19 protein-coding genes and 1 pseudogene are annotated in these 23,917 nt (G+C 53.7%); 10 read left to right on the top strand and 10 right to left on the bottom strand.

The window, feature by feature from the left end:
• Window positions 1-65: 65 nt before the first annotated feature.
• A complete protein-coding gene (mfd, locus tag E0L35_RS20075; RefSeq protein WP_022523172.1) occupies window positions 66-3,515 on the bottom strand; it encodes a transcription-repair coupling factor in 3,450 nt (1,149 codons plus the stop codon).
• A gap of 231 nt (window positions 3,516-3,746) precedes the next feature.
• Between mfd and E0L35_RS20070 the strand changes: the two genes are divergently transcribed.
• From E0L35_RS20070 to sthA, 9 genes and pseudogenes are all read left to right on the top strand, one after another.
• Window positions 3,747-5,201, top strand: coding sequence for a glyceraldehyde-3-phosphate dehydrogenase (locus tag E0L35_RS20070; protein ID WP_022523173.1), 1,455 nt, complete (start codon window positions 3,747-3,749; stop codon window positions 5,199-5,201).
• Window positions 5,202-5,507: 306 nt separating this feature from the next.
• Window positions 5,508-6,857, top strand: a complete 1,350-nt coding sequence (locus E0L35_RS20065; RefSeq protein WP_022523174.1) for a Na(+)-translocating NADH-quinone reductase subunit A — start codon at window positions 5,508-5,510, stop codon at window positions 6,855-6,857.
• Window positions 6,858-6,859: 2 nt separating this feature from the next.
• The gene (locus E0L35_RS20060) at window positions 6,860-8,083 is read left to right on the top strand and encodes an NADH:ubiquinone reductase (Na(+)-transporting) subunit B (protein ID WP_022523175.1); all 1,224 of its coding nucleotides are present in this window, start codon (window positions 6,860-6,862) and stop codon (window positions 8,081-8,083) included.
• Complete coding sequence (locus tag E0L35_RS20055) at window positions 8,083-8,904, top strand: Na(+)-translocating NADH-quinone reductase subunit C (protein WP_009286986.1); 822 nt, start codon at window positions 8,083-8,085, stop codon at window positions 8,902-8,904. Before E0L35_RS20060 ends, E0L35_RS20055 begins: the two co-directional genes overlap by 1 nt.
• 2 nt (window positions 8,905-8,906) lie before the next feature.
• Window positions 8,907-9,575: an NADH:ubiquinone reductase (Na(+)-transporting) subunit D gene (locus E0L35_RS20050; RefSeq protein WP_009286985.1), complete on the top strand. Its 669-nt coding sequence runs from the start codon at window positions 8,907-8,909 to the stop codon at window positions 9,573-9,575.
• A gap of 1 nt (window position 9,576) precedes the next feature.
• Window positions 9,577-10,194, top strand: coding sequence for an NADH:ubiquinone reductase (Na(+)-transporting) subunit E (gene nqrE, locus E0L35_RS20045; RefSeq protein ID WP_009286984.1), 618 nt, complete (start codon window positions 9,577-9,579; stop codon window positions 10,192-10,194).
• A 72-nt stretch (window positions 10,195-10,266) separates the two neighbouring features.
• Window positions 10,267-11,499, top strand: a complete 1,233-nt coding sequence (gene nqrF, locus E0L35_RS20040; RefSeq protein ID WP_009286983.1) for an NADH:ubiquinone reductase (Na(+)-transporting) subunit F — start codon at window positions 10,267-10,269, stop codon at window positions 11,497-11,499.
• Window positions 11,500-11,731: 232 nt separating this feature from the next.
• Window positions 11,732-11,986, top strand: a complete 255-nt coding sequence (gene nqrM / locus E0L35_RS20035) for a (Na+)-NQR maturation NqrM (RefSeq protein WP_022523176.1) — start codon at window positions 11,732-11,734, stop codon at window positions 11,984-11,986.
• A 60-nt stretch (window positions 11,987-12,046) separates the two neighbouring features.
• Window positions 12,047-13,159 (top strand): annotated as a pseudogene (gene sthA, locus E0L35_RS20030) (Si-specific NAD(P)(+) transhydrogenase); the annotation flags it as partial.
• Between the two features lie 23 nt (window positions 13,160-13,182).
• On the opposite strand, the gene E0L35_RS20025 reads toward sthA, so the two are convergent.
• From E0L35_RS20025 to leuS, 6 genes are all read right to left on the bottom strand, one after another.
• Complete coding sequence (locus E0L35_RS20025) at window positions 13,183-14,388, bottom strand: GGDEF domain-containing protein (protein ID WP_027957526.1); 1,206 nt, start codon at window positions 14,386-14,388, stop codon at window positions 13,183-13,185.
• Between the two features lie 288 nt (window positions 14,389-14,676).
• A complete protein-coding gene (locus E0L35_RS20020) occupies window positions 14,677-15,615 on the bottom strand; it encodes a PA2778 family cysteine peptidase (RefSeq protein ID WP_138801269.1) in 939 nt (312 codons plus the stop codon).
• Window positions 15,616-15,628: 13 nt separating this feature from the next.
• Window positions 15,629-16,027 (bottom strand): PA2779 family protein, encoded by a 399-nt coding sequence (locus tag E0L35_RS20015; protein WP_009286979.1) that lies wholly within the window; start codon window positions 16,025-16,027, stop codon window positions 15,629-15,631.
• Window positions 16,028-16,113: 86 nt separating this feature from the next.
• Entirely contained in the window at window positions 16,114-17,181 is a 1,068-nt protein-coding gene (holA, locus tag E0L35_RS20010; protein WP_138801268.1) for a DNA polymerase III subunit delta, read from the bottom strand.
• Complete coding sequence (locus E0L35_RS20005) at window positions 17,178-17,672, bottom strand: twin-arginine translocation signal domain-containing protein (protein WP_009286977.1); 495 nt, start codon at window positions 17,670-17,672, stop codon at window positions 17,178-17,180. The genes holA and E0L35_RS20005 overlap by 4 nt, the downstream gene beginning before the upstream one ends.
• Window positions 17,669-20,254, bottom strand: a complete 2,586-nt coding sequence (leuS, locus tag E0L35_RS20000) for a leucine--tRNA ligase (protein WP_022523180.1) — start codon at window positions 20,252-20,254, stop codon at window positions 17,669-17,671. Before leuS ends, E0L35_RS20005 begins: the two co-directional genes overlap by 4 nt.
• Window positions 20,255-20,415: 161 nt before the next feature.
• Here leuS and E0L35_RS19995 point away from each other — a divergent pair, with 161 nt between their 5' ends.
• Window positions 20,416-20,937: a zinc ribbon-containing protein gene (locus E0L35_RS19995; RefSeq protein WP_009286975.1), complete on the top strand. Its 522-nt coding sequence runs from the start codon at window positions 20,416-20,418 to the stop codon at window positions 20,935-20,937.
• Window positions 20,938-20,941: 4 nt separating this feature from the next.
• On the opposite strand, the gene E0L35_RS19990 is transcribed toward E0L35_RS19995, so the two are convergent.
• From E0L35_RS19990 to E0L35_RS19975, 3 genes are all read right to left on the bottom strand, one after another.
• Window positions 20,942-22,255, bottom strand: a complete 1,314-nt coding sequence (locus E0L35_RS19990; protein WP_022523181.1) for a hypothetical protein — start codon at window positions 22,253-22,255, stop codon at window positions 20,942-20,944.
• A gap of 369 nt (window positions 22,256-22,624) precedes the next feature.
• Window positions 22,625-22,714, bottom strand: a complete 90-nt coding sequence (locus E0L35_RS26895) for a hypothetical protein (RefSeq protein WP_272946853.1) — start codon at window positions 22,712-22,714, stop codon at window positions 22,625-22,627.
• Window positions 22,715-23,030: 316 nt separating this feature from the next.
• A complete protein-coding gene (locus tag E0L35_RS19975; protein ID WP_022523182.1) occupies window positions 23,031-23,588 on the bottom strand; it encodes a phage integrase N-terminal SAM-like domain-containing protein in 558 nt (185 codons plus the stop codon).
• Window positions 23,589-23,917 lie beyond the last annotated feature (329 nt).

The following is a 23,917-nucleotide window of genomic DNA, read 5'->3' as shown; positions in this document are numbered from 1 at the left end:
CACTGGGATCAATAAACGGCTGTTGATCAACTGGGCCATGGCTACTGGCAAGTTTGCCCCAAGCTTCACGCCGCCGCTACTTTTTGGTTAAGGGTGCTAAGTAGGTTTTCAAGTTGCTGGAAGCGCTTGTCGACACTTTCCATTGGTAATTCAAACCGTAAGGTGTCAGAGCCATCTAAACGATAGTGCTTTGGTGACGTCTGAATGAGGGTCACCAGGGTTAAGGGATCCACCTGGGTGCTGCTATCAAACAATACTCTACCGCGGCTCTCGCCAGCCTCGATTTTGCTGATTCCCAGTTGCTCGGCACGGTGGCGCAGCTTGGTCTGGCGAATCAGGTTTTTCACCGGGTTGGGCAGCAAGCCAAAGCGGTCGATCAGCTCAACCTGTAACTCTTTAAGTTCGCTATCGCTCTGGGTGTTGGCAATCCGCTTGTACATCACCAGGCGCTGCTGAACATCGTGAATATAATCACTTGGAATCAGCGCAGGCAGGTTGAGGTTGATTTCCACGCCGGTATTGAAGGGGGCATCGATATTGGGCGTTTTACCCGCGCGAATGGCCTTCACCGCTCGATCCAGCATCTCCATATAGAGGGTGTAGCCGATGGTTTCCATCTGGCCGCTCTGTTCATCCCCCAGCAGTTCACCCGCGCCACGGATTTCCATATCGTGGCTGGCCAGGGTAAAGCCAGCGCCTAGATCATCCGAAGCGCTAATTGCTTCCAGACGCTTGATAGCATCACGGGTCATCGCTTTGGGCGGTGGCGTTAATAGGTAGGCGTACGCCTGATGGTGACTACGGCCGACCCGGCCCCGCAGCTGGTGCAGCTGGGCCAAGCCAAATTTATCAGCACGTTCGATAATAATGGTGTTGGCGCTGGGTACATCAATGCCGGTTTCAATGATGGTCGAACACACCAGCACGTTAAAGCGTCGGTGGTAGAAGTCCGACATAATGCGTTCCAGGCTGCGCTCGGGAAGCTGGCCGTGGGCAACCGCTACCCGCGCTTCGGGGATTAGTTCACGAATCTGTTCGGCACTGTTTTCAATGGTTTTGACTTCGTTATGCAGTACATAGACCTGCCCACCACGCAGTATTTCACGTAGCAGGGCTTCCTTGATGATACTGGTGTCGTGCTGCTGAACAAAGGTTTTAACCGACAGACGACGGGCGGGCGGCGTAGCGATAATCGACAGATCACGGATGCCGCTCATGGCCATATTGAGCGTGCGCGGAATAGGGGTCGCGGTCAGCGTCAAAATATCGACTTCGGCACGCAGCGTTTTGAGCTTCTCTTTTTGCGCCACCCCGAAGCGGTGCTCCTCATCGATGATCAGCAGGCCCATTTTGGGCAGCTCAACGCTTTTGGCGAGCAGTTTATGGGTGCCGATGACGATATCCGTTTGGCCGCTTTTAATGCTCTCTAGTGTCTGGGTGACCTCTTTGCCGCTGGTAAAGCGCGAGATCAGGCCAATATTGACGGCGGTGTCAGCAAAGCGGTCACGGAAGTTCTCGAAGTGCTGGCGCGCCAACAACGTAGTGGGCACCAATACCACCACTTGGCGGCCAGACTGTACGGCCAAAAATGCCGCGCGCATGGCCACTTCGGTTTTGCCGAAGCCGACATCGCCGCACACCACGCGATCCATGGGCTGCGGGGAGGTCATATCGCTGATGACCGCTTCAATCGCCGCGTGCTGGTCAGCGGTCTCTTCAAATGGGAAGTTACCCGCAAAACGCAGATACTCCTCGCCTGGCGCCTCATAGACCACCCCTTGCTGGGCTTCCCGGCGGGCGTAGACATCCAGCAGCTCTGCGGCGGTATCGCGAATTTTTTCGGCGGCTTTGCGGCGGGCTTTTTCCCACTGGTCCGAACCGAGCTTATGCAGCGGGGCCAGTTCGTCACCGGCCCCGCTGTAACGGGAGATCATATGCAGGCTGTCGACAGGCACATAAAGCTTGGCACCATCGGCGTAGGAGAGCGCCAGGAACTCATTTGCCTGGCCACCGGCCTCTAAGGTTTCCAGCCCTAAATAGCGGCCCACGCCGTGGGCCTGGTGAACCACTGGCGCACCTTCGCGCAGCTCCGACAAGTGGCGTACTGCAAGCTCATTGTCATCCGTGGCTTTTTCGCGCCGACGGCTCTGACGTACCACGTCACCAAACAGCTCGGTTTCACTAATTACCGCAATACTTGGATTATTTAGCCATAAGCCGCTGTCGACCAAACCTTCCGTAATTGCATAGGTATGATCGCTAGCGAGAAAGTCGTGGAAGCTATCGGTATGCGGAAGCGAGAGCTGAAGTGGCGACAGGATCTCTTCCAGGGCTTCCCGGCGACCCCGCGACTCCGCCACAAACAGCACCCGGGTTTGGGCATGGGAGTGCAAAAATGCTGACAGCTCCGCCAATGGCTGCTTGGCGCGGGCATTAATAGAGAGTGTGGGAAGCGGTGCGGCTTCAGGCTGTTGCGCATGGCGCTGCTCGCTATCCTCGGTTAACTCTATTCGCGGGCAGGCTTTGATTGCCGAGAATACATCGTTGACCGGGAAAAACGCTCGGTGCGGTGGCAGCAGCGGGCGGGTTGGGTCAACGCCCAAGTTTACGTAGCGAGCGTCGATCGACTGCCAGTGCTGCTCGGCGGCAGCAAAAACTCCCGGCAGCAGTGCGACTCGTGTATCGTCGGTCAGGTGGTCAAACAGCGATGCGGTGTGTTCAAAAAACAGTGGTAAATAGTGCTCAAGCCCCGGTGAAGGAATGCCTTTCAACGCATCGTTATAAAGAGGGCATTGCCGCGGATCAACGTCGAACAGGGTTTCAAACTGCTCACGAAAACAGGCAATCGCGCTGCGGCTTAGCGAGTACTCGTGGGCGGGTAGCAATTCTAGCGATTCAAGCTTATCAGTCGAGCGCTGGCTGCCAGGGTCGAAGTGGCGCAGCGAATCGATCTCGTCATCGAACAGATCAATACGGATCGGCTCATCCATACCCATCGCAAACAGGTCAATCAGCGCGCCGCGCATGGCGTATTCGCCGGGCTCATAGACCGTTTCGACAGCGCGATAGCCCGCTCGGGAGAGCGATTCCCGAAACGCTTCGCGATTCAAGCGCTCGCCAGTTTTGAGTGTCATGACCCGCCCGGCAATGTACTCAACCGGGGGCAAGCGCTGCATCAACGTGTTGATCGGCACCAGCACAATGCCGCGCACGCCATCTTGCAGTTGGCGCAGGGTACGCAGTCTCGCCGAGACAATATCCTGATGGGGTGAAAAGCTGTCGTAGGGCAGCGTTTCCCAGTCGGGGAAGGGCAGTACCGGTACGTCGCTATAAAAATAGAGATCTTGTTCAAGACGCTGCGCGCTGGCCGTATTGGGAGTGATCACCAATAGCGGAGCTTTCGCAGCAACGCGGGAGAGTGCCAGCGCAGTCGCGCTACCCGGCGGCGATGTCCAGTAGAGCGTATCGCGAGTCCCTTGGGGCTGGGGCGGTTCGAGCAGAGAGAATGTCGGCATAAGCAAGATATCGTTTTGCGCTGAAACGGAAGGGAGATCATACACGATCACCCGTTTCAGTTAGAGTGCCGCGGCTTAAGGTAGCGGGTTAATCTGTACTGAAAGAGGTTTTGTAGTGAGATTGGCATTTCTGTAATACCCCTACATGTTGTGCGACTATCCAGTCATTGCGACCGCTGCGCTTGCCCCGGATAATACACTCTCCGTTCCCACTACCTGATGAGGCCGCACGTGAGTCAGCAAGCGCTCGAAAACGTTTTTCAAGAATGGCAAGGCAACGAAGCCTTGGCGGAGCAGATGATCCCGTTAGTAGGGCAGCTCTATCGTCAGAATAACGTCGTTGCCACCATGTTCGGGCGTTCACTTATTAAACGGTCGGTCATCCGCATTCTTAAAGACCACCGCTTCGTGCGTAAAATAGAAGGGACTGAGCTCTCCGTTGAGGATACCTACTCTATCGTGAAGGGGATGGTCGCTTTGAACCTTGGCCCCGCCCATGTGGATGTAGGTAAGCTGGCGGTGATGTTCAAGAACCGAGGCGGTGGCGATGTCGAAGCCTTCCTGCGTAAAGAGCTGCAAGAGGTTATTGATGGCTACCAGCCGGGGGCTAGCACCGGTGAGCCGCAAGACGTGGTGCTCTACGGTTTTGGTCGTATTGGTCGTTTACTGGCACGAGTGATGATAGAGAAGGCCGGGGGCGGTAATCTGCTGCGTTTGCGCGCTATTGTGGTGCGTGGCCGTGGCGATGTGGCTAAAGACCTTGAGAAGCGCGCCAGCCTGCTGCGTCGTGACTCAGTACATGGGCCTTTTGACGGCACCATCATGGTCGATGCAGAGGCCCGCACGCTGACGGTCAACGGCAATGTTATTCAGGTTATTTACGCCGATTCGCCCAGTGAGATTGACTACACCGAGTATGATATCGATAACGCGGTGATTGTTGATAATACCGGTATCTGGCGCGATGAAGAGGGCTTGGGCCAGCATCTGCAGTGTAAAGGTGCTGCCAAAGCGCTGCTAACGGCACCGGGTAAAGGCGATATTAAAAACATCGTTTACGGTATTAACCACGAATCCATTGGCGACAGCGATCTCATCGTCTCTGCTGCCTCTTGCACTACCAATGCGATCGTTCCGGTATTGAAGGTACTCAACGACGAGTACGGTGTGGTGAATGGGCATGTGGAAACCGTGCATGCCTATACCAACGACCAGAACTTGATCGACAACTACCATAAAGGTGACCGTCGTGGCCGTAGTGCGGCGCTGAATATGGTATTGACCGAGACAGGAGCAGCCAAGGCCGTATCGAAAGCGCTACCTGAGCTAGAGGGAAAGCTGACCGGCAACGCCATTCGTGTGCCAATCCCTAATGTCTCTATGGCCATTCTCAATCTGACCCTGGATAAAGCGACAGATGCTGTAGCGCTAAATGACTACTTGCGCCGTATGTCGATCGAGTCTGCCTACCAGAAGCAAATTGACTTTGTCGATTCAGCAGAAGTGGTGTCGTCAGACTTTGTGGGCAATCGTCATGCCGGTATCGTGGATGCTAAAGCTACCATCGCCAACGGCCATCATGCGGTCATTTATGTGTGGTATGACAATGAGTTCGGTTATAGCTGCCAGGTTGTACGTATTTTGCAGCAAATGTCTAACGTACGGTTTTTAAAACTTCCTCGCTAGTTAAACTTAGCAAAGCCCGCATGCCGGGTGTTAGAGCTAAGAGAATGCGTTGACGCCACCTTCGGGTGGCGTTTTTTTGGTCTCAATCTCATCTTTTGCCAATGTATATAGCACTTTTGGTGGTCATCAGGGATGTGGTCATTGGACGCGCTTATCTTTATAATACGATGGATTTTTCGGGGTGGTTCAAGTGCTGCTTGGGCCGGACTGGTAACAATCTGAGCAGAAAATAACAATTCGCTGAGCAGAAAATAAGCATTCGAACCCCATACCTTCGTATATCCGATCCAACAACTGGGCGAGACTATGATCGAAGTCAAAAAAGGCCTGGATCTCCCCATCACGGGAGCGCCCGAGCAGCGTATTGAAGATGCGCGGCCTGTGCGCCACGTGGCAATCCTGGGTACCGACTACGTTGGCATGAAGCCGACGATGGAAGTCCAGGAAGGGGATAAGGTCAAACTGGGCCAATTGCTCTTCACCGATAAGAAAATTGATGGTGTGCGCTATACAGCGCCCGCTGCCGGTGAAGTGCTTGCAATAAACCGTGGCGAAAAACGTCGTTTACTGTCTGTCGTAATTAAAGTAGACGAAACTGAGGAAGCGGTCGAATTCGCTGCTCATGATCGTAATGCCTTAGCGCAGCTTGAACGTCAGGTCGTTGTCGACCAACTGGTAGAATCGGGACTCTGGACAGCATTGCGCACTCGTCCTTTCTCGCGCACCCCGGCCATTGATAGCACCCCGGCCGATATTTTTGTAACCGCCGTGGATACCCATCCACTTAGCCCTGACCCTGCGTTGATCATTAACGAGCAGTCGCAGGCATTCGAGGATGGCCTCAAGGTGTTAGCGCGCCTGACCGAGGGCAACGTCTTCTTATGTACGGGCGAAAATGCCTCAGTCCCGGGTGGCGATGTTGACGGCGTAAAAACCGAAAGCTTTGCCGGCCCTCATCCTGCGGGACTTGTCGGCACGCATATTCACTACCTTTCTCCAGTCGCACTGCACAAAAAAGTGTGGCATATCGGCTACCAGGACGTTATTGCGTTCGGTAAGTTGTTTGTAGAAGGGAAGCTGGATATGAACCGTGTGGTTGCCATTGGTGGCCCGCGTGCTGAAAATCCGCGTCTGATTCGTACCCGTGTCGGCGCTAGTACAGATGAACTCCTGACCAACGAAGTCATCAAACCCGAGGACACTCGCGTAATTTCTGGTTCGGTATTCTCTGGCTTTGCCGCTGAAGGTAAGTTGACCTACCTTGGCCGCTTCAGCAATCAAGTGAGTTTGCTGGAAGAGGGCAACAAGCGCACGTTTATGGGTTGGTTGTCTCCTGGTGCTAATCGTCACTCGGTCTTGGGTATTTATATCTCCAAGATTAAGGGGCTCAGCAACTATGCTCCGACGACCTCTACCAATGGTTCCGAGCGTGCTATGGTGCCGGTAGGTGCCTATGAGCAGGTGATGCCGCTAGATATCATGCCGACTCAGCTATTGCGTTCGTTGATCGTGGGCGACATTGAGGTTGCCATGCAGCTTGGGTGTTTGGAGCTGGACGAAGAGGATCTGGCGCTGTGCACGTATGTTTGCCCTGGCAAATACGAATATGGCCCCATCCTGCGTGATAATCTCACCATGATCGAGAAAGAGGCCTGATAATGGGTATTCAACAGACACTCCAAAATATCGAGCCGCATTTCCACAAAGGCGGAAAGTACGAAAAGTTCTATCCGCTGTTTGAAGCGGTAGATACTATTTTTTACACGCCACCGAGCGTGGCTAAAACCACCGCGCATGTGCGTGACGGTATCGATCTTAAACGCATCATGATTACCGTGTGGATGTGTACTTTTCCGGCGATGTTTTTCGGCATGTGGAGCGCTGGTTGGCAGGCCAACACGGCAATTGATGCGGGCTATGCCTCTATGGGAGGCTGGCGCGAAGCGATTATGATGACGCTGTCGTCCGGTCATGATGCGAATAGCCTGTGGGCTAACTTTGTCCTTGGCGCTACCTACTTCCTACCTATCTACCTGGTCACCTTTGTGGTCGGTGGTTTCTGGGAGGTGCTGTTCGCTATCAAGCGCGGTCACGAAGTCAACGAAGGCTTCTTCGTCACTTCCGTACTCTTCGCGCTGGTACTGCCCGCCACCATTCCCCTTTGGCAGGTTGCCTTGGGTATCACCTTTGGTGTGGTGATCGGTAAAGAGATCTTCGGCGGCACGGGTAAAAACTTCTTGAACCCCGCGCTGACCGGTCGTGCATTCCTTTACTTTGCCTATCCCGCGCAAATCTCTGGTGACTCTGTATGGGTTGCCGCTGATGGCTATACTGGTGCGACTGCACTCTCGCTAGCGTTCCAGGACGGTATGTCTGCGTTGACCGACACCTTTAGCTGGTGGGATGCCTTCATCGGTTTTATCCCTGGCTCGATCGGGGAGGTCTCGACACTAGCCATCTTTATCGGCGGCGCTGTGTTGCTGTGGACGGGAATTGCCTCTTGGCGAATCATGCTGGGGGTACTCCTGGGCATGGTGGTGACCAGTACGCTGTTTAATCTAATCGGCTCTGATACCAACCCAATGTTTGCCATGCCGTGGTACTGGCATCTGGTGATCGGCGGTTTCGCTTTCGGTATGGTCTTCATGGCAACCGATCCGGTGTCGGCGTCGATGACCAATCAAGGCCGTCTGCTGTTTGGTGCGCTGATTGGTGTGATGACTGTTTTGATTCGCGTTGTGAACCCGGCTTTCCCGGAAGGCATCATGCTGGCGATTCTGTTCGCTAACCTGTTTGCACCGCTGATTGACCATTTCTTCGTCCAGGCCAACATCAAGCGTCGCGTGAAGCGAACCGCCGTACCGGCCGAGGAGACTGCCTAATGGCACAAGGTAACAACTCCATCAAGAAAGTCCTGATTGTGGCGTTTGCACTGTGTATCGTGTGCTCCGTCATTGTCTCGACCGCGGCGGTCGCCTTGCGACCCATGCAGCAGCTTAACCAGGAACTCGACCGTAAAACCAACATCTTGAACGTTGCCAAGCTTTATGAGCCGGGTATGGACGTTGAAGAGGTGTTTAGCGATGAGATCATCGCACGGGTCGTTGACCTGGATACGGGTGAGTACTCCGATGAGTTCGATCCCGATACCTACGATAGTTTTGAGGCTGCCCGTGACCCGGCCTCGGGTCGCACGCTTTCTGGCGATCAAGACATCGCGGGCCTTTCACGGGTTGAAAACTACGCGACTGTTTATCTGGTCGGCAGTGAAGACGATCCGGAACAGATCGTGTTGCCGATTCGTGGTCAGGGGCTTTGGGGCTTGATGCGTGGCTTCCTGGCCGTAGAGGGTGATGGCAATACTATTGTCAGTATCACCTACTACGAGCACAGTGAAACGCCAGGTTTGGGCGCAGAAGTTAACAACCCGCGCTGGCAAGCCCAGTGGGAAGGCAAGAAAATTTACGATGAAGAGGGCGACCTCTCACCGGAGATTCACCTGACCAAAGGCGGCGCCAGTGACGAATACGAAGTCGATGCGCTATCTGGCGCTACGCTGACCAGTAACGGCGTGACTAATATGCTGCAGTTCTGGTTGAGCGAAGAAGCTTTCGGTCCCTATTTGGCTAAATTCCGCAGTGGCACTGAGCCGGAAGACGCCGAAGAGACCGATACCAACTTCGAAGACGTTGAGGGGGCCTGATCATGGCGGACGTAAATGCAAAAGGCGTTTTAACAGCGCCGATTTTCCAGAACAACCCTATTGCGCTGCAAATTCTGGGGATCTGTTCGGCACTTGCGGTAACCACCAGTATGAGCGTATCGCTCGTTATGGCGCTGGCGGTTATTTTCGTAACGGCATTCTCAAATTTGTTCGTATCGTTGATCAGGAATCATATTCCCTCTTCGATCCGTATCATCGTGCAGATGACCATTATTGCCTCGCTGGTTATCGTGGTTGATCAGATTCTCAAGGCGTATGCCTATGAGATGTCTAAGCAGCTCTCAGTATTTGTGGGTTTGATCATTACTAACTGTATCGTCATGGGCCGCGCTGAAGGCTTTGCGATGTCCAATACGCCGGGCATGTCGTTTTTAGACGGTATTGGTAACGGCCTAGGCTATGGCTTTGTACTCATGGTGGTGGGTTTCTTCCGTGAGCTGCTGGGTTCGGGCAGCGTATTTGGCATTACCATCCTCCAGACCGTGCAAAATGGTGGCTGGTACGTGCCTAACGGCTTGCTATTACTACCGCCTTCAGCGTTCTTTATTATCGGTCTACTGATCTGGGTAATGCGTTCCGTTAACCCTGAGCAAGTAGAAGATAATGAGTTCAAAATGAAGGAAAACACCAAGCCCAAGGAGGCCGTGTAACATGGAACATTATCTGAGTCTTTTTGTTGCCTCGGTGTTTGTTGAAAACATGGCACTGGCCTTCTTCCTGGGGATGTGTACTTTCTTGGCGGTGTCCAAAAAGGTCTCCTCAGCGATTGGCTTGGGCATTGCGGTGATTGTGGTATTGACCGTCACCGTGCCGGTTAACAACCTTGTCTATACCTTCTTGCTACAGGAAGGTGCGCTGACCTGGACCGGTATTAGCGGTGCTGAAAACATCGACCTCTCCTTCCTTGGGTTGCTCTCCTACATCGGTGTCATTGCGGCGCTGGTACAGATCATGGAAATGTTCCTTGATAAGTACGTACCGTCGCTCTACAACGCGCTAGGGGTCTTCCTGCCGCTGATTACCGTTAACTGCGCCATCCTGGGTGGCGTACTGTTCATGGTGGAGCGTAGCTATAACTTTGGCGAAGCCGTGGTCTATGGCTTTGGCGCGGGCACCGGTTGGGCATTGGCCATTGCCGCCCTGGCGGGTATTCGTGAAAAGCTGAAGTACAGCGATGTGCCGGGTGGCCTTCAAGGGCTGGGCATTACTTTCATCACCGTGGGGCTGATGTCGTTGGGCTTTATGTCCTTCTCGGGCATTCAGCTTTAATCGGAGCCGGTTTTTCCCGGCGGTGGCAAACATCGCCGGGTAATAGAAAACCTCCAGCAATAGGAAACCGACATGGTTGATACAACAGTCATCTTGCTCGGTGTTGTCATGTTCACGGTCATCGTTATTAGCTTGACGGCGATCATTCTGGCAGCGCGCAGCAAGCTTGTGAGTAGCGGGGACGTGACCATTGAGGTCAACGGCGACCCTGAGCACACTTTGAAGACCCAGGCTGGTGGTAAGCTGCTAAACACGCTTGCCGCTAACGGCATTTTCCTCTCGTCCGCCTGCGGTGGCGGTGGTTCTTGTGCCCAGTGTAAGTGTCGGGTTGAAGAGGGCGGCGGCTCTATTCTGCCGACCGAAGAGTCGCACTTCACGATGCGTGAGAAAAAAGAGGGCTGGCGCCTCTCTTGTCAGGTACCTGTGAAGCAGGACATGAAAGTCGAAGTGCCTGAAGAAGTCTTTGGGGTGAAGAAGTGGGAATGTGAGGTTATTGCCAACCCCAACGTTGCCACCTTTATCAAAGAGTTAAACCTGAAACTGCCAGAGGGCGAAGAAGTCGCCTTCCGCGCCGGTGGCTATGTACAGCTCGTTGCACCGCCTTACGATATCAAGTTCTCTGATTTTGATATCGACGAGGAGTATCGGGGTGATTGGGAAAAATTTGATATGTTCAAAATTTCCCACAAGAACAACGAGGAAGTGATTCGCGCATACTCCATGGCGAACTACCCAGACGAGAAGGGTATCCTCAAGTTTAACATCCGTATTGCCACGCCGCCTCCCGGCACTGACCATCCGCCTGGCTTGATGTCGACTTATGTCTTCAGCCTTAAAGAGGGCGATAAGGTCACCGTAATGGGACCGTTCGGTGAGTTCTTTGCCCGTGATACTGACGCCGAGATGATCTTTATCGGTGGTGGTGCGGGTATGGCACCGATGCGTAGTCACATCTTCGATCAGTTGAAGCGCTTGAAGTCTGATCGCAAGATTACCTTCTGGTACGGTGCTCGCTCCTGGCGTGAAACCTTCTACAACGAAGAGTACGACCAGTTAGCCGAAGAGTTCCCTAACTTTGAGTGGCACCTGGCGCTATCTGATCCTCAGCCGGAAGATAATTGGGAAGGGCCGACAGGCTTTATCCATAATGTGCTGTACGAAAACTATCTGAAGGATCACCCAGCACCTGAAGATTGCGAGTACTACATGTGTGGGCCGCCGATGATGAACGCATCGGTTATCAAGTTGTTGCTTGATATGGGCGTTGAGCCGGAAAATATCCTGTTGGATGATTTCGGTGGCTAAACGGTCGGCGTAAGTCGATAGTAGCGTTAAGCGGGGCTGGCCTTTTGGGCTGGCCCCGTTTGTTTATATAACCTTGTGAAGGGAATGACTTATCACCGCGCTGATAAGAGGGGCTTGGCTAAGGTATAATCACTTTAATGATGAATGACCGTGAGGCACTTATCACGACGACTGTTGTCGTCAGGTAAGACCAATAATTTAAAGCGAAGCAATGTGAAGCGGGGAGGTTGATATGACTATTTGGCTACTGGTATTCGGTTTCATGGCACTGATTATGGGTGCGATGGCTGTGGGCGTCATCATGGGCCGCAAACCAATTGCCGGTTCTTGCGGCGGTTTGAATCAAATCGGCATGAAAGATGGCTGTGATATTTGCGGTGGCAAAGATGAGGTTTGTGAAGAAGAGAACCGCAAGCGCGGAGGTGTGCGCCGCCGTAGCGATGAAAGCCGTGGTGCCGATTTGGGCTATGATGCTACACGTCGCTAACAAGACTGCGTTGTATGCAACGGGATGATTGACCAAAAATAGCAAGGGGACGCAGAGAGCATGGCGGTTCACAATTACGATGTTGTGGTGATCGGTACGGGGCCTGCAGGAGAAAGCGCTGCTATCAACGCTGCAAAGCATGGCAAGCGTGTAGCGATTATTGAGAAACAGGTTCAGGTAGGTGGCAATTGTACTCACTGGGGTACCATTCCTTCCAAAGCGCTGCGCCATCAGGTGAAACAGATCATGGCGTTCAACACCAACCGTATGTTCCGCGATATTGGTGAGCCGCGCTGGTTCTCCTTCCCCAAAGTGATGGAACGCTCAAGGGGTACCATCGATAAACAGGTAGAGATGCGTACCACCTTCTATGCGCGCAACCGCATTGATCTGTTTCATGGCGTCGCCCGATTTAAAGATGAGCACACCTTGTTGGTGCGTGACCGCCAGGAAGGCATGGAAGAACTGGTGGCGAAGAAAATCGTGATTGCCACTGGTTCTCGCCCTTACCGCCCGGCGGATATTAACTTCCGCCATCCGCGTATTTACTGCTCTGACACCATATTAAGCCTCTCGCATACCCCGCGCACGCTGGTAATTTTTGGCGCCGGGGTGATTGGCTGTGAATATGCATCGATCTTTTCGGGCTTGGGCGTCAAAGTTGATCTCATTAATAACCGTGACAGCCTGCTGTCGTTCCTGGACGATGAGATTAGCGATGCACTCTCCTACCATTTGCGTAAGCACGGTGTGCTGGTTCGCCATAATGAAGAATACGAGAGCGTTGAGGGCGATGAGTCAGGCGTCGTCGTGCGTCTCAAGTCAGGCAAGAAAATTCGCGCTGATGCATTTTTGTGGGCCAATGGGCGAACCGGTAATACCGACAGCTTAGGCCTTGAGAACATTGGCTTAACCGCCAATGGGCGTGGCCAGCTAAGCGTTGATGAGCACTACCGCACTGCGGTTTCCCATATCTACGCAGCGGGCGATGTAATTGGCTGGCCGAGTTTGGCGAGCGCGGCTTACGACCAAGGCTTGAACTCGTGCAATGAGTTGCTCGATAAAGAGTATCGCTTTGTGAGTGATGTACCTACCGGAATCTACACCATCCCTGAGATTAGCTCGTTCGGCCCCAATGAGCGTGAACTTACCGAAGCCAAAGTGCCCTATGAAGAAGTTGCCTTTGTCGTAGACGTTTAAGAGTCACTGGATTCGCGAATAAGCGTATGGCCGTAAGCTTGTGGTTTGTTATCAGGTGACGGCTCAGTGGGGGGCAACAGTTTTTCAACGCGGTTGCGCCCCAGTGCTTTAGCTTGATAGAGCGCTTTATCGGCAAACGAATAAAGCTGCTCAAACGTCAGCGAGCCGACTTGGCACGTCGTCACGCCAATGCTAATAGTCGGGTTGGTTTGCTGCTCTATACCGCTCAGCGTATTAACTTCGACCTCTCGGCGCAGCCGATCTGCTACCTGAAGTGCATCATGGGTAGCGGTGTTGGGCATCAATAAACAAAACTCCTCTCCACCAATCCTCGCTAATGTATCCGATGGACGGCTAAGCTCGCGAAGCTGCTTACTGATCTGGCGAAGTACCTCATCGCCGGTTGGGTGCCCGTAGGTATCATTAATTTGCTTGAAGTGATCAAGATCTAACAGCAGCAGGCTAAGCGGTGCTCGATCGCGCTGGGCTTGGGTAAGCGCAGCGGATGCTATATTGACCAAATGGCGCCGGTTATATAGCCCGGTCAGTTCATCGGTTAGCATTAGCTGATGCATGACGTTGCGCTGACGGTGGAGATGAATAACCGCTAGGCAGAGTGTAATTGCAGCGCTGACCATTAACACCAATAGCGCACTCACCGCAATCGAGAGTCGCTGCATCACCAAACGTTGCTGAACAGAGGTGTCGCGCACTTCTTCTAGCAGCTGGTTGTATAGCCAAGCCTGAGCGCCGCCTACCTCCATGGCAACCCGTTGTAACGGATCAATCAGCTCTGGGCGCTGTTGGGCTTGCTGTGACTGCTGGGTTAAGTCTGAAAGGCGATTGTTAAGCTCGCTGAAGTGATTATGCAGGTATTCAACGTCCGAGATGAGATATCGGTGGCGTTCAATACTGCTCTGTATGTTATTTAAATGCTGTTTGGAAAGTGAAATAAAATAATCGATGTATTTAATGTGTTCGCTGCTAGGCTGGCGGCTGCCTTCCTCTAATGCGGCCCGTAACTGAGGCGTGGCCTGTTGGGCTAGAACAATATCACTCACTAGCGTGGTGTAATCGGCGCTAGCTTTTTGGCACGCACTGTAAACATAGCTGCCCATTACTGCGGACATAGCGCAAAGAAGGACGGCAAAAATGGATGCTAAGCGCCCACCGGGCTGACGAAGAAAGTGGCGCATCATCATGAGATAATCAGCAAGCAGGCAGTGATGCCGCCCCTCTCTGTATACTGCCGAGCAGGCGAGAGTACGTTTGGTAAAAACACGTAATCATCAAAAGAGTGCTTCCGTTGCAAAGGGCAGTTCTGCATGGCACCTCTCCGTTAATGGGTAGGTAATCCAATGAACAGCTTAAAGACTTCATCCTTATGCAACTTAAGCACTCACCCGCCGAGTCTGCCATCCCACAACTTTACTAATTGCAGGATCATACTTGTGCTCGTTATTATTAATAACGCTGTTAGTGATTGATATTTAATCGTTATTTAGAGAGTCTAAGGCTAAGCTTGCTTTTTCTCGCCAGCTACCATCAAGGGAGGCAGCGTGGGTTAATGCTTCGCGCGCGTCTTCAGGCGCATCGCTTTGCAGTAGTAAAAGGCCTAGATTTAGCCATGCAGCGCCCATTGACTCATCCAGCTCGGTTGCCCGTTCAAACGCCTTGCGTGCGTTGTCGGGTTGTTGATCTGCGTAAAGCGCATTGCCTAACGTAAACTGCCCCATAGCGTTAGTGGGATGGCGTTTTGCAAACGCTTGCCAGCTTGAAAGCGTGGCGCGTGGCCCATGGGCCTCTTCGTAGGCGCTAAGCGCTTCTAAGGCGTTGCGGGCAGTAATACCTGTAGGCAAAGTACCTGGTTCGGCCACCACAAATCCCCAGCGCTCTGTGCGTGCCCAAGTGGCATCGAAACGGCTGAACGACATGGTATGGCGCTCAATCTCGCCGCTGCGCAGAATAAGCGTTTCACTGGGCAAATCGTAACCAATGGCCACAGCGTAGTGCCACATTGGATAAATCGGCAGCGACAAATTCTGCATAACGACCACCGGGTCGCCCGCTGCCAAATGGTTTAATAGGGCGTCCATGGTGCCGCGAATAGGAAACGCGAGCTGCTCATGCCGTCTCACCGTTGCCAGCATTTCTGGCTGCACACTGCCATCGCGTCCGGGCAGAAATACTTGAGGAATCAGCTCCTCAACGTCGGTGTCGACACCCTGGTGATTGAGTACCATTGCCAGCGTGGCAGGGCCGCACTGAAATTCTGTTTGGGCGTAAAACGGTACGCTGGTGATTTCTGTATGGGGCGGTAGGGCTTGATAGGTGCTTTGCAGTAATACCGGATTTCGCGCACAGCCGCTGAGCAGTAGTAGCATAATAAAAACGCCCGCAAAGCGGGCGTTGGAAAACAGGTAGGTCATGAGCGGCCTTGTATTAGCGAGTAAACGGGTAAACGTCGGTTAGGCCGAGAATGTCGGTTACCAGCAAAATAATGAAAACGGCAAATAAAGCGCCTACAACGCCGGCACCGGCTGGCAGTTGCTCAAGCTGATCGGCCATTTGCTGTGCTTCAGCATCACTGAGTGATGCAACGCGAGCCTCGACTTCGTCCAGATCAACACCCTGTTTTACCAGCTGATCTTGCACATCGGCGCGGGCCAGGATCTCGTTAATCCGTTCGCGATCAGCGCCAGCACGGTCAGCTGCCAAAACAGATTGGGTGGAGACTAAATCCATTGATTGGGGCGCAGTGGGTGCAGCGGCAACGGGTAAGCTGGTAATAACCAGCGCTGCAATCAGTAGGGTAGAGAGGTAAGCACGCAATGTTTTCATCGTCTTCTTCCTTATAGACTAGTCGGGGTGGTAAGGAATGAGTATAGAAACAAATGGTTTGATTTTTAAGCGTAATATGCAAAGTGCTAATTATTTGCACTAATGCGATAGGTCCAGGCGGATTCTGAGAGCAGCCCGCGGCCCCCGGCCATGGTCATGGCTAAATCGTGTAAGCCGGGCCATAGTGGCACCGCTGCTGCCCCCTTGACGGCTAAGTCGAGCCGCTGGGCCATTAATAGCAATTTATGTAAGCGCTTCATGGGCAGGCGGCCAATGGCTTTCTGGTAAGCGGGGCGGCGCTTATCAAAAATCATCGGCTTTTGGGTTTTGCAGGCGTGCTCAAAACTCTGCCCTTGATCCAGGTGCTGATGCAGCGAGAGCAGCGTGCGTAGCTCTCGGCTAAGCGCCCACAGCACGATAGGCGCCTCAACGCCTTCACTGCGTAAGCCATTCACAATGCGCGAAGCGCGGCTGGGTTCGCCTTTCAGGCAGGCATCGGCCAAATTGAAGACATCAAAGCGGGTGCTGTCTTCTACTCCCTGGGCAATACTTTCCACGTTCAAGCGGGTGCCTTGGGGGTGAATCAGCGCCAGCTTTTGCAACTCTTGGTCAGCGGCCAAAAGATTGCCTTCGGTGCGCTCTCCCAGCAGGCGAGCGGCTTCCAGATCAATTTGTAGACCGTGCAATGAAGCACGATCCCGTAGCCAGTAGCCCAAGCGGGAAGCGTCCACGGGCCACACGGGAACAAACAAGCCGTGCTTATCCAGCGCTTTGAACCAAGCGCTTTTTTGCTGCTTGGCATCAAGCTTGCCCATACCAATGAGCAGAACGTCATCGCTGTTATCCAGAGTTTCGGCGTACTGCGCTAACGCTTTGCTGCCTTCTTGCCCTAACTTGTGATTGCCTAAGCGCAACTCCAGTAGCTTGCTGGTCGCAAACAGCGAGAGGTTGCTCGACATTTCCATCAAGCGACCCCAGGCAAAATTGGGCTCGACATCGAGTACTTCACGCTCCTCGACACCACCCCGGCGAGCTGCGGCCCTTACAGCATCGCAGGCGTCGCGATGCTGTAAGGGCTCATCCCCCGCTACGATCACTACGCGGGGTAGCTTTTTTGCTAACGCAGCGGGTAGCTGATCAGCAAATACCTTCACTGCATGCCCTCAACGTAAGTAAGGCGCTCAATGATTTGCTGAGACAACTGGCGTGCAAGCGTCTGTTCTGCTTCCATCATGAGCGTTTCGCGGTTAAGCAGGTCGTCATCGCTAACGCGAATGCGGGTATCCGTCGACAGCGTTTCATTATTGATGTGGTAGGCATTCGATGCTCGCTCCTGAACTGAGAGTCTGGCGCTGAGCGTTAGCTCGTGCTCGCGGCTTGCTCTGCCATCACCGCCGAGTCGACGCTCGGTTAAAACAGGCGTGCCCAACGTGACCCTCCAAGGCGCATCAGCGGCGACCTGGGTGCCTAACTGCTGAAGACGTGAGGCGATCTGCTGAGCGACGGCACTGTTGGTGTCGCCTTCTAAAGCAAGGGGGGGCAGCGTAGGCAGCGATTCAGAGCCGCGTAGCCGAAACCCACAGCCGCTGAGCAGCACCGCCGCCGAGGCGGCGATGCTAGCGGTTAAAAATGTGCGTCGGTTCATCCACTCACCACGATATTAACCAGTTTGCCGGGCACTACGATCACTTTACGTACGGTGTTGCCCTCGAGGAAGCGCTGAACGTTTTCATGCTCCATCGCCAGCTTTTCAATAGACGCCTTATCTGCGCTTGCCGGTACTTCAAGTCGAGCACGCAGTTTACCGTTGACCTGTACCACCAGCTCAATGCTGTCGCGGGTAAGGGCGGATTCATCTACTACCGGCCAGGTTGCTTCAATGGCCGGGCCTGAATGGCCAAACGCTTCCCAGAGACTATGGCACAGGTGCGGCGTAATCGGCGAGAGCAGCAATACGCAGGCTTCCAGCGCTTCACGGCTAACCGCCAGGCCAAGTTCGGAGCTATCGTCGAACTTACCGATAGCGTTGGACAGCTCCATCACCGCAGCAATGGCGGTATTGAAAGTGGTGCGGCGGCCAATGTCGTCGCTGGCTTTCTTGATAGTCTCGTGGGTTTTCCGGCGCAGCGTCTTTTGATCGTCGTTAAGTGCATTGACGTCCAGCGTGCCGGGCGTGCCCGCTGCCAAGTGCTCATTGACTTGACGCCATAGGCGCTTCAAGAAGCGGTGCGCGCCCTCTACACCTGAATCCGACCACTCCAGGGACTGCTCGGGGGGGGCGGCAAACATCATAAACAGGCGTACGGTATCGGCACCAAACTTGTCGATCATCGACTGCGGATCAACGCCGTTGTTTTTCGACTTGGACATCTTTTCGATGCCACCCATTTCCACCGGCTCGCCGTCGCTCATAAGGATTGCGCTCAGCGGGCGGCCTTTCTCATCACGCTTCACTTCCACGTCAGCGGGGTTAAACCACTGCTTGCCACCGTTATCAGTGGAGCGGTAGAAGGTTTCCGCAATGACCATGCCTTGGGTCAGAAGCTGCTGGAAGGGCTCGTCGGAATCCACCAAGCCAAAGTCACGCATCAGCTTGTGGAAGAAACGCGCATACAACAGGTGCAGGATGGCGTGCTCGATACCGCCAATGTAGAGGTCAACCGGCAGCCAGTAGTTGGCGCGCTCATCCAGCATTGCTTCGGTGTTATCCGCACAGCAGAAGCGCGCGTAGTACCAAGACGACTCCATAAAGGTGTCGAAGGTGTCGGTTTCGCGCGTCCAGCCATCGCCCAGGTCAGAAAACGCTGGCATCTTCTTCAGCGGCGAGCCCGAGGCGTCTACGGTGACTTCCATGGGTAGCGATACCGGCAGTTCATCATCGGTGAGCGGAACGGTTTGACCTTCCGGGCCGTATTTGACCGGAATTGGCGCGCCCCAGTAACGCTGGCGGGCAACGCCCCAATCGCGCAGGCGGTAGTTGGTTTTGACTTCACCACGACCAAGCTCAGCTAGTTTGGCGGCAATGGCATCAAAGGCTTGTTCAAAATCAAGGCCATCAAATTGACCTGAATTAACCAGCTTGCCGTATTCGGCGTAGGCCGCCTCAGAAACGTCGGCAGGCTGGCCGCTTTCATCGGCGATGACCGGTTTGATGGCAATCCCGTACTTGGTGGCAAATTCCCAATCGCGCTGGTCGTGGCCGGGTACCGCCATCACCGCACCGGTACCAAACTCCATCAGTACAAAGTTAGCCACGTAAACGGGCACTTCATCGCCCGTTAGCGGGTGAACCGCCGTATGCCCGGTGAGCATGCCTTTCTTCTCTTTGGTGGCCATCTCGGCTTCGGAAGTGCCACCCCTGGCGCACTCATCGCAGAAAGCTGCAAGCTCACTGTTCTGCTCCGCCGCCTGCTTGGCCAGCGGGTGGCCAGCGGCAACCGCCACATAAGTAACGCCCAACAGGGTATCCGGGCGGGTGGTGTAAACCGCTAGCGGCTCATTGGCTTGGCCATCAGCGCCTTTAACATCAAAGGTCAGCTCGACACCGCGGGATTTGCCAATCCAGTTGCGCTGCATGGTTTTGACCTGTTCTGGCCACTCCACTTTATCCAGGTCAGCCAGCAGTTCATCGGCGTAATCGGTAATCTTCAAGAACCACAACGGGATCTCTTTACGCTCAACCAAGGCACCAGAGCGCCAGCCGCGACCTTCGATAACTTGCTCATTGGCGAGCACGGTTTGATCCACCGGATCCCAGTTAACCGTCGACATCTTCTTATACACCAAGCCTTTTTCTACCAGCTTGGTGAAGAACCACTGCTCCCAGCGGTAGTAGCTGGTATCGCAGGTGGCGAACTCGCGGCTCCAGTCATAGGCAAAGCCCAATGCCTTCAACTGATTGCGCATGTAATCGATGTTTTGGTAAGTCCACTTGGCAGGCGGCACCTGATTCTGAATGGCGGCGTTTTCTGCGGGCATGCCGAAAGCATCCCAGCCCATGGGCTGCATGACATTTTTACCCTGCATGCGCTGGAAACGGGACACAACGTCGCCGATAGTGTAGTTACGCACGTGGCCCATGTGCAGCTTGCCGCTGGGGTAGGGGAACATGGAGAGGCAGTAGAACTTCTCGCGGTTGGCGTCCTCTACGGCTTTGAAGCACTGATGTTTGTCCCAGTACTGCTGGGCGTCGCGTTCGATATCACGAGGGCTGTAGTGTGCGTCCATCGGTTTATTAATGCCTTGGCGTATTCGCCCAAAAGGGGCGCAAAGTGAATGTTAGATGACATCTGTCAGATAAGTGAGGTCGATTGTATCCTATGCGGGTGTATCCTTGAACGGTAAGCCGATGATAGGTAACTGCACGCGTCGACAAAAGGAGAGGCACCATGAGTGAACAGCAGAATGACAATCGCCTACGCGAAGGCTATGAGCGCTTGCTAGAGCGGATGCAGGGGGGCGCCAATGAGCTAACCTGGGAAAACTTGCAGAAGGATTTGGACGACGCGGTCGAGTTTGAAGCGGAGCTAGAGGAGTACACCAAAGATGAGCTAGCCCTGCTGCGCGCCTGGGTAGAGCGTGACCTGAAAGATATGCGCTACTACATGGCAGATACCGGCAAGCAGGTAGCCAGCTGGCTGGGCATCGACATTGACGGCCTTTCGCGCCGCGTGGCGGAGTCGCTGCTTTCGATTGCTGACCGCAGCGTGGTCGAACGCGAGCGCTTCGAAGAAGATTTAGAAGCTGCCCGCGCTGACTACTGCGAAGGTGAGATGGCGGCGCCTGGCCTAATGGCCTGCACACACTGTGATGCCCAGGTGATGCTGCCTACCGTTGCGCGCCTGGAGCCTTGCCATCAGTGTGGCCATCGCTACTTCTACCGTTTTCCCAATAAAATCATTGAGACCTGATCGATTAGGTAACCAGTAAGCTGACGCCTGCGATCGCCCCTAGCGAGAGCAGGCTCATGACTGCTGCATAGAGCAGGTTATTTTTCATCATGCGGTAGCCGCTCACCCCATAGCGCCCCTGCAGTGACAGGTTGATCCCCGAAAGCGGGCCCACGCTGGTGCCCACTGCCCACGAGGTTAACGCCACAAACGCAAACACGGTCTGTTCTCCGTTCTGCAGGTTCAGTATCGAGGCCAACACCGACACCCCAATAATGGGATGAAGCCCTGCCAGTGCGCTTAGGGTAATCGCTGCAAAGCTAAGCATCGCCTGAGGTGTGCCAAAGCGGGTGAACAGCGTCCAGTCGCTGCCAGCTGCCGCTGTTACCAGGGTTGAAAGACCAATCGTTAATAGCCCCGCGGCTAAAAACAGCGAAATTTCCCCGCGCATGGCGGGTAGCCGCGTGGTGGTGTGCTGGCGAATGCGTCGCAGGGTAAAACGGGGCCCATGGGGTAGGTTGCTCAATACCGCCACGCTGGGCAGCAGAAAGGTAATAATGCTGACAATGGTAAGGGCAGGGGTGAGCACAAAGTGAAAAAGCATCACCAACGCTGCCATACCCACTGGCATAAACAGGCTACGTGGCGCCAGGGAATAGCCATCCACCTCGCTGAGATCAAACCGGCGCCGAAGTTCCAGCGTGGTTAATAGCCCTGACAGCATCGCCATGGGAAAGCCCACCACGGCAATTTGCGCGTACTCAACGTCGGGCACCAGCGCAATCACCACGCCCATGGAGGCAAAAAACGGCGACCACAGCGCCGCGCTGCTCAGCCCACGGTTAAGCGCCAACAGCTGCGGCGTAGTGAGCGGCCCACGCCGGGATAGCTTATCGCCCACCATAAACACGGTAGAGAGATTTAAAATCGTGCCCAGAAAGTGCACTCCCAGCCAGGTACGTAAAATACCCCCCGCCCCAGTCACTCGGCTGCCTGTCGCGCCCTTGTTGCCTTGCTTCCCAATCAGCGAAATAAAACTAACGCCCACCAGCATCGCCGCCACAAACGAATTGCCCTGCAACATAGCGGGCCAATCCACCTCGGCGCCATACACAAACCGCGCCACCAGCAGCATGCCAGCGCCCAGCGCAATCAGCACGCCCGCCTGTATACGCGAACGCTTAGGAATATCCCGCCACAGCAACACAACTGCCACCCACAGCAAATAGCTCACCGCATTCGCAGTGCTCAACCAACTGGTAAAACCGATAATTTGTGCGATAAGCCCAAGCAAAATCAGCACGCCCGCCAAGCGCTGCCGAGAAGTCGTCTCTTGCATGCCAACCCCTTAATAGTGAATTAGCAGGCTAATAGGATTTGCAAAGGAAGGCCAGCGGCAACGAGTTATGAGGCAAGAGCATTTTGTACACTGGCACCATTACTTGCGTAGCCACATTTCGTAGCGCGTGGTAACGAATCTGCGAGGAACGAGCAAATGAGGCACCCGCGGGAGCATCGCGAAGCGATGCCAGATCCATGCAACTAACGAGCCGTTGCCCTCAGAGAGGAAACACTTTTTTTCATCGATACGTGACCTAATCCAAATTTATGAATAAGGTATGATTAATTAGTCAGATTCGGTCGCAGCTGGAGCGTTTTATCGTAATCTAGGTGCGCCTTGGCGGTAGCGTGGTTTCGTTTAAGCTCATTAGCCTAAAGGGCAGCGCACACCTGCAAATTCCTTCCCTATTACATGCGTATAAATTTGCGTTGTCTCGATACTTTTGTGGCCTAGCAATTCTTGTACTGTGCGAATGTCCGTGCTTGGGCTCAGTCATTGGGTAGCGAAACTGTGCCGTAAGGTATGGCAAGAGCCAGGACGTGGCAATGATGCAGATTTCATCGCCTGCTTCACGGCCTTTTGCACAGCCGATGAATGAATATGGTGAAGAACGACGTTCCCGGCATCATCACAGCAAGGGCGGCTGGCAGGAAACAGCCATTGCCAACCTAGGGAAATGCCGGCGTTTGGGTACTTACGATCCAGAGCATGAGGTAAAGTTACTGGTACGCGACCACGTGCTAGCCGATAGGCAAGTTGCCGTTCAGCCGACTCAATTTGCGCCTCTAATGCGGGAAGACAGACAGCGGGTTAAAGTGGTTCGGTCTTTATCACCTTTCCCTGCCCTGACGGTGATGATATGGCGTTCGGTATCAATATCTCTTACGCGCAAACGACACGTTTCGATGAGTCTCAGTCCTGAGCCATACATCAGGGTTGCCATCAAATTCATAGGCCCAGACAATTGATTTAATACGCGCATAACCTCTTCGTGAGAAAGCACGACAGGTAATCGACGCGGGCGTTTAGCTCGTGAAAAGGTACCAATATCACCTAATGGCATATCAAGGATATGGCGATACAGAAATACTAAAGCATTAAGCGCTTGGTTTTGTGTAGCTGCAGCCACATATCGCTCTACGGCAAGGTGCTCCAGAAAAGCCTGCACTTCAGAAGGGCCCATACTGGCAGGGTGACGCACCCCATGATAACGAATGAAGTAACGTATCCAGTAACAGTATGTTTTTTCAGTACGCGGGCTATAGCGCTTTACCCGCATAACAGCTTTCACACGATCCATTAGTTTAGGAGGCCTGCTTTGCATATCCATTTGGTTTCTATCTCCTGATGGTGGATATGCATACAGTATTATTGGGATTTGCAAAATGCGCAAGAATGCGAATTCTGCAAATAGAGTCTAATTGATATTAATTTAATTTAAAATCATGTGGTTATGCACGAAAAGGTAGGCTACATTTGCTAAGTAAACATGCTGGCACGTTCATCCAATCATAGGACGCGCCGTCTAATACCTGTTGAACTAAACCGCTTCGCGGTAGCTGTCGACGAACCACGTTTTTTGCCTCATCGGGCCACACTGTTGATTGACCCACGTGGGTCATACAACAGGAGTGACGACGATGACTGCCTTGCGACAGA

The sequence above is a fragment of the Halomonas sp. ATBC28 genome, from assembly GCF_005937175.1.
In the GTDB taxonomy this organism is placed as follows: domain Bacteria; phylum Pseudomonadota; class Gammaproteobacteria; order Pseudomonadales; family Halomonadaceae; genus Vreelandella; species Vreelandella titanicae.
The sequence above is the reverse complement of the archived record's forward strand: the minus strand, read 5'-3'. Positions and strand labels throughout refer to the sequence as shown.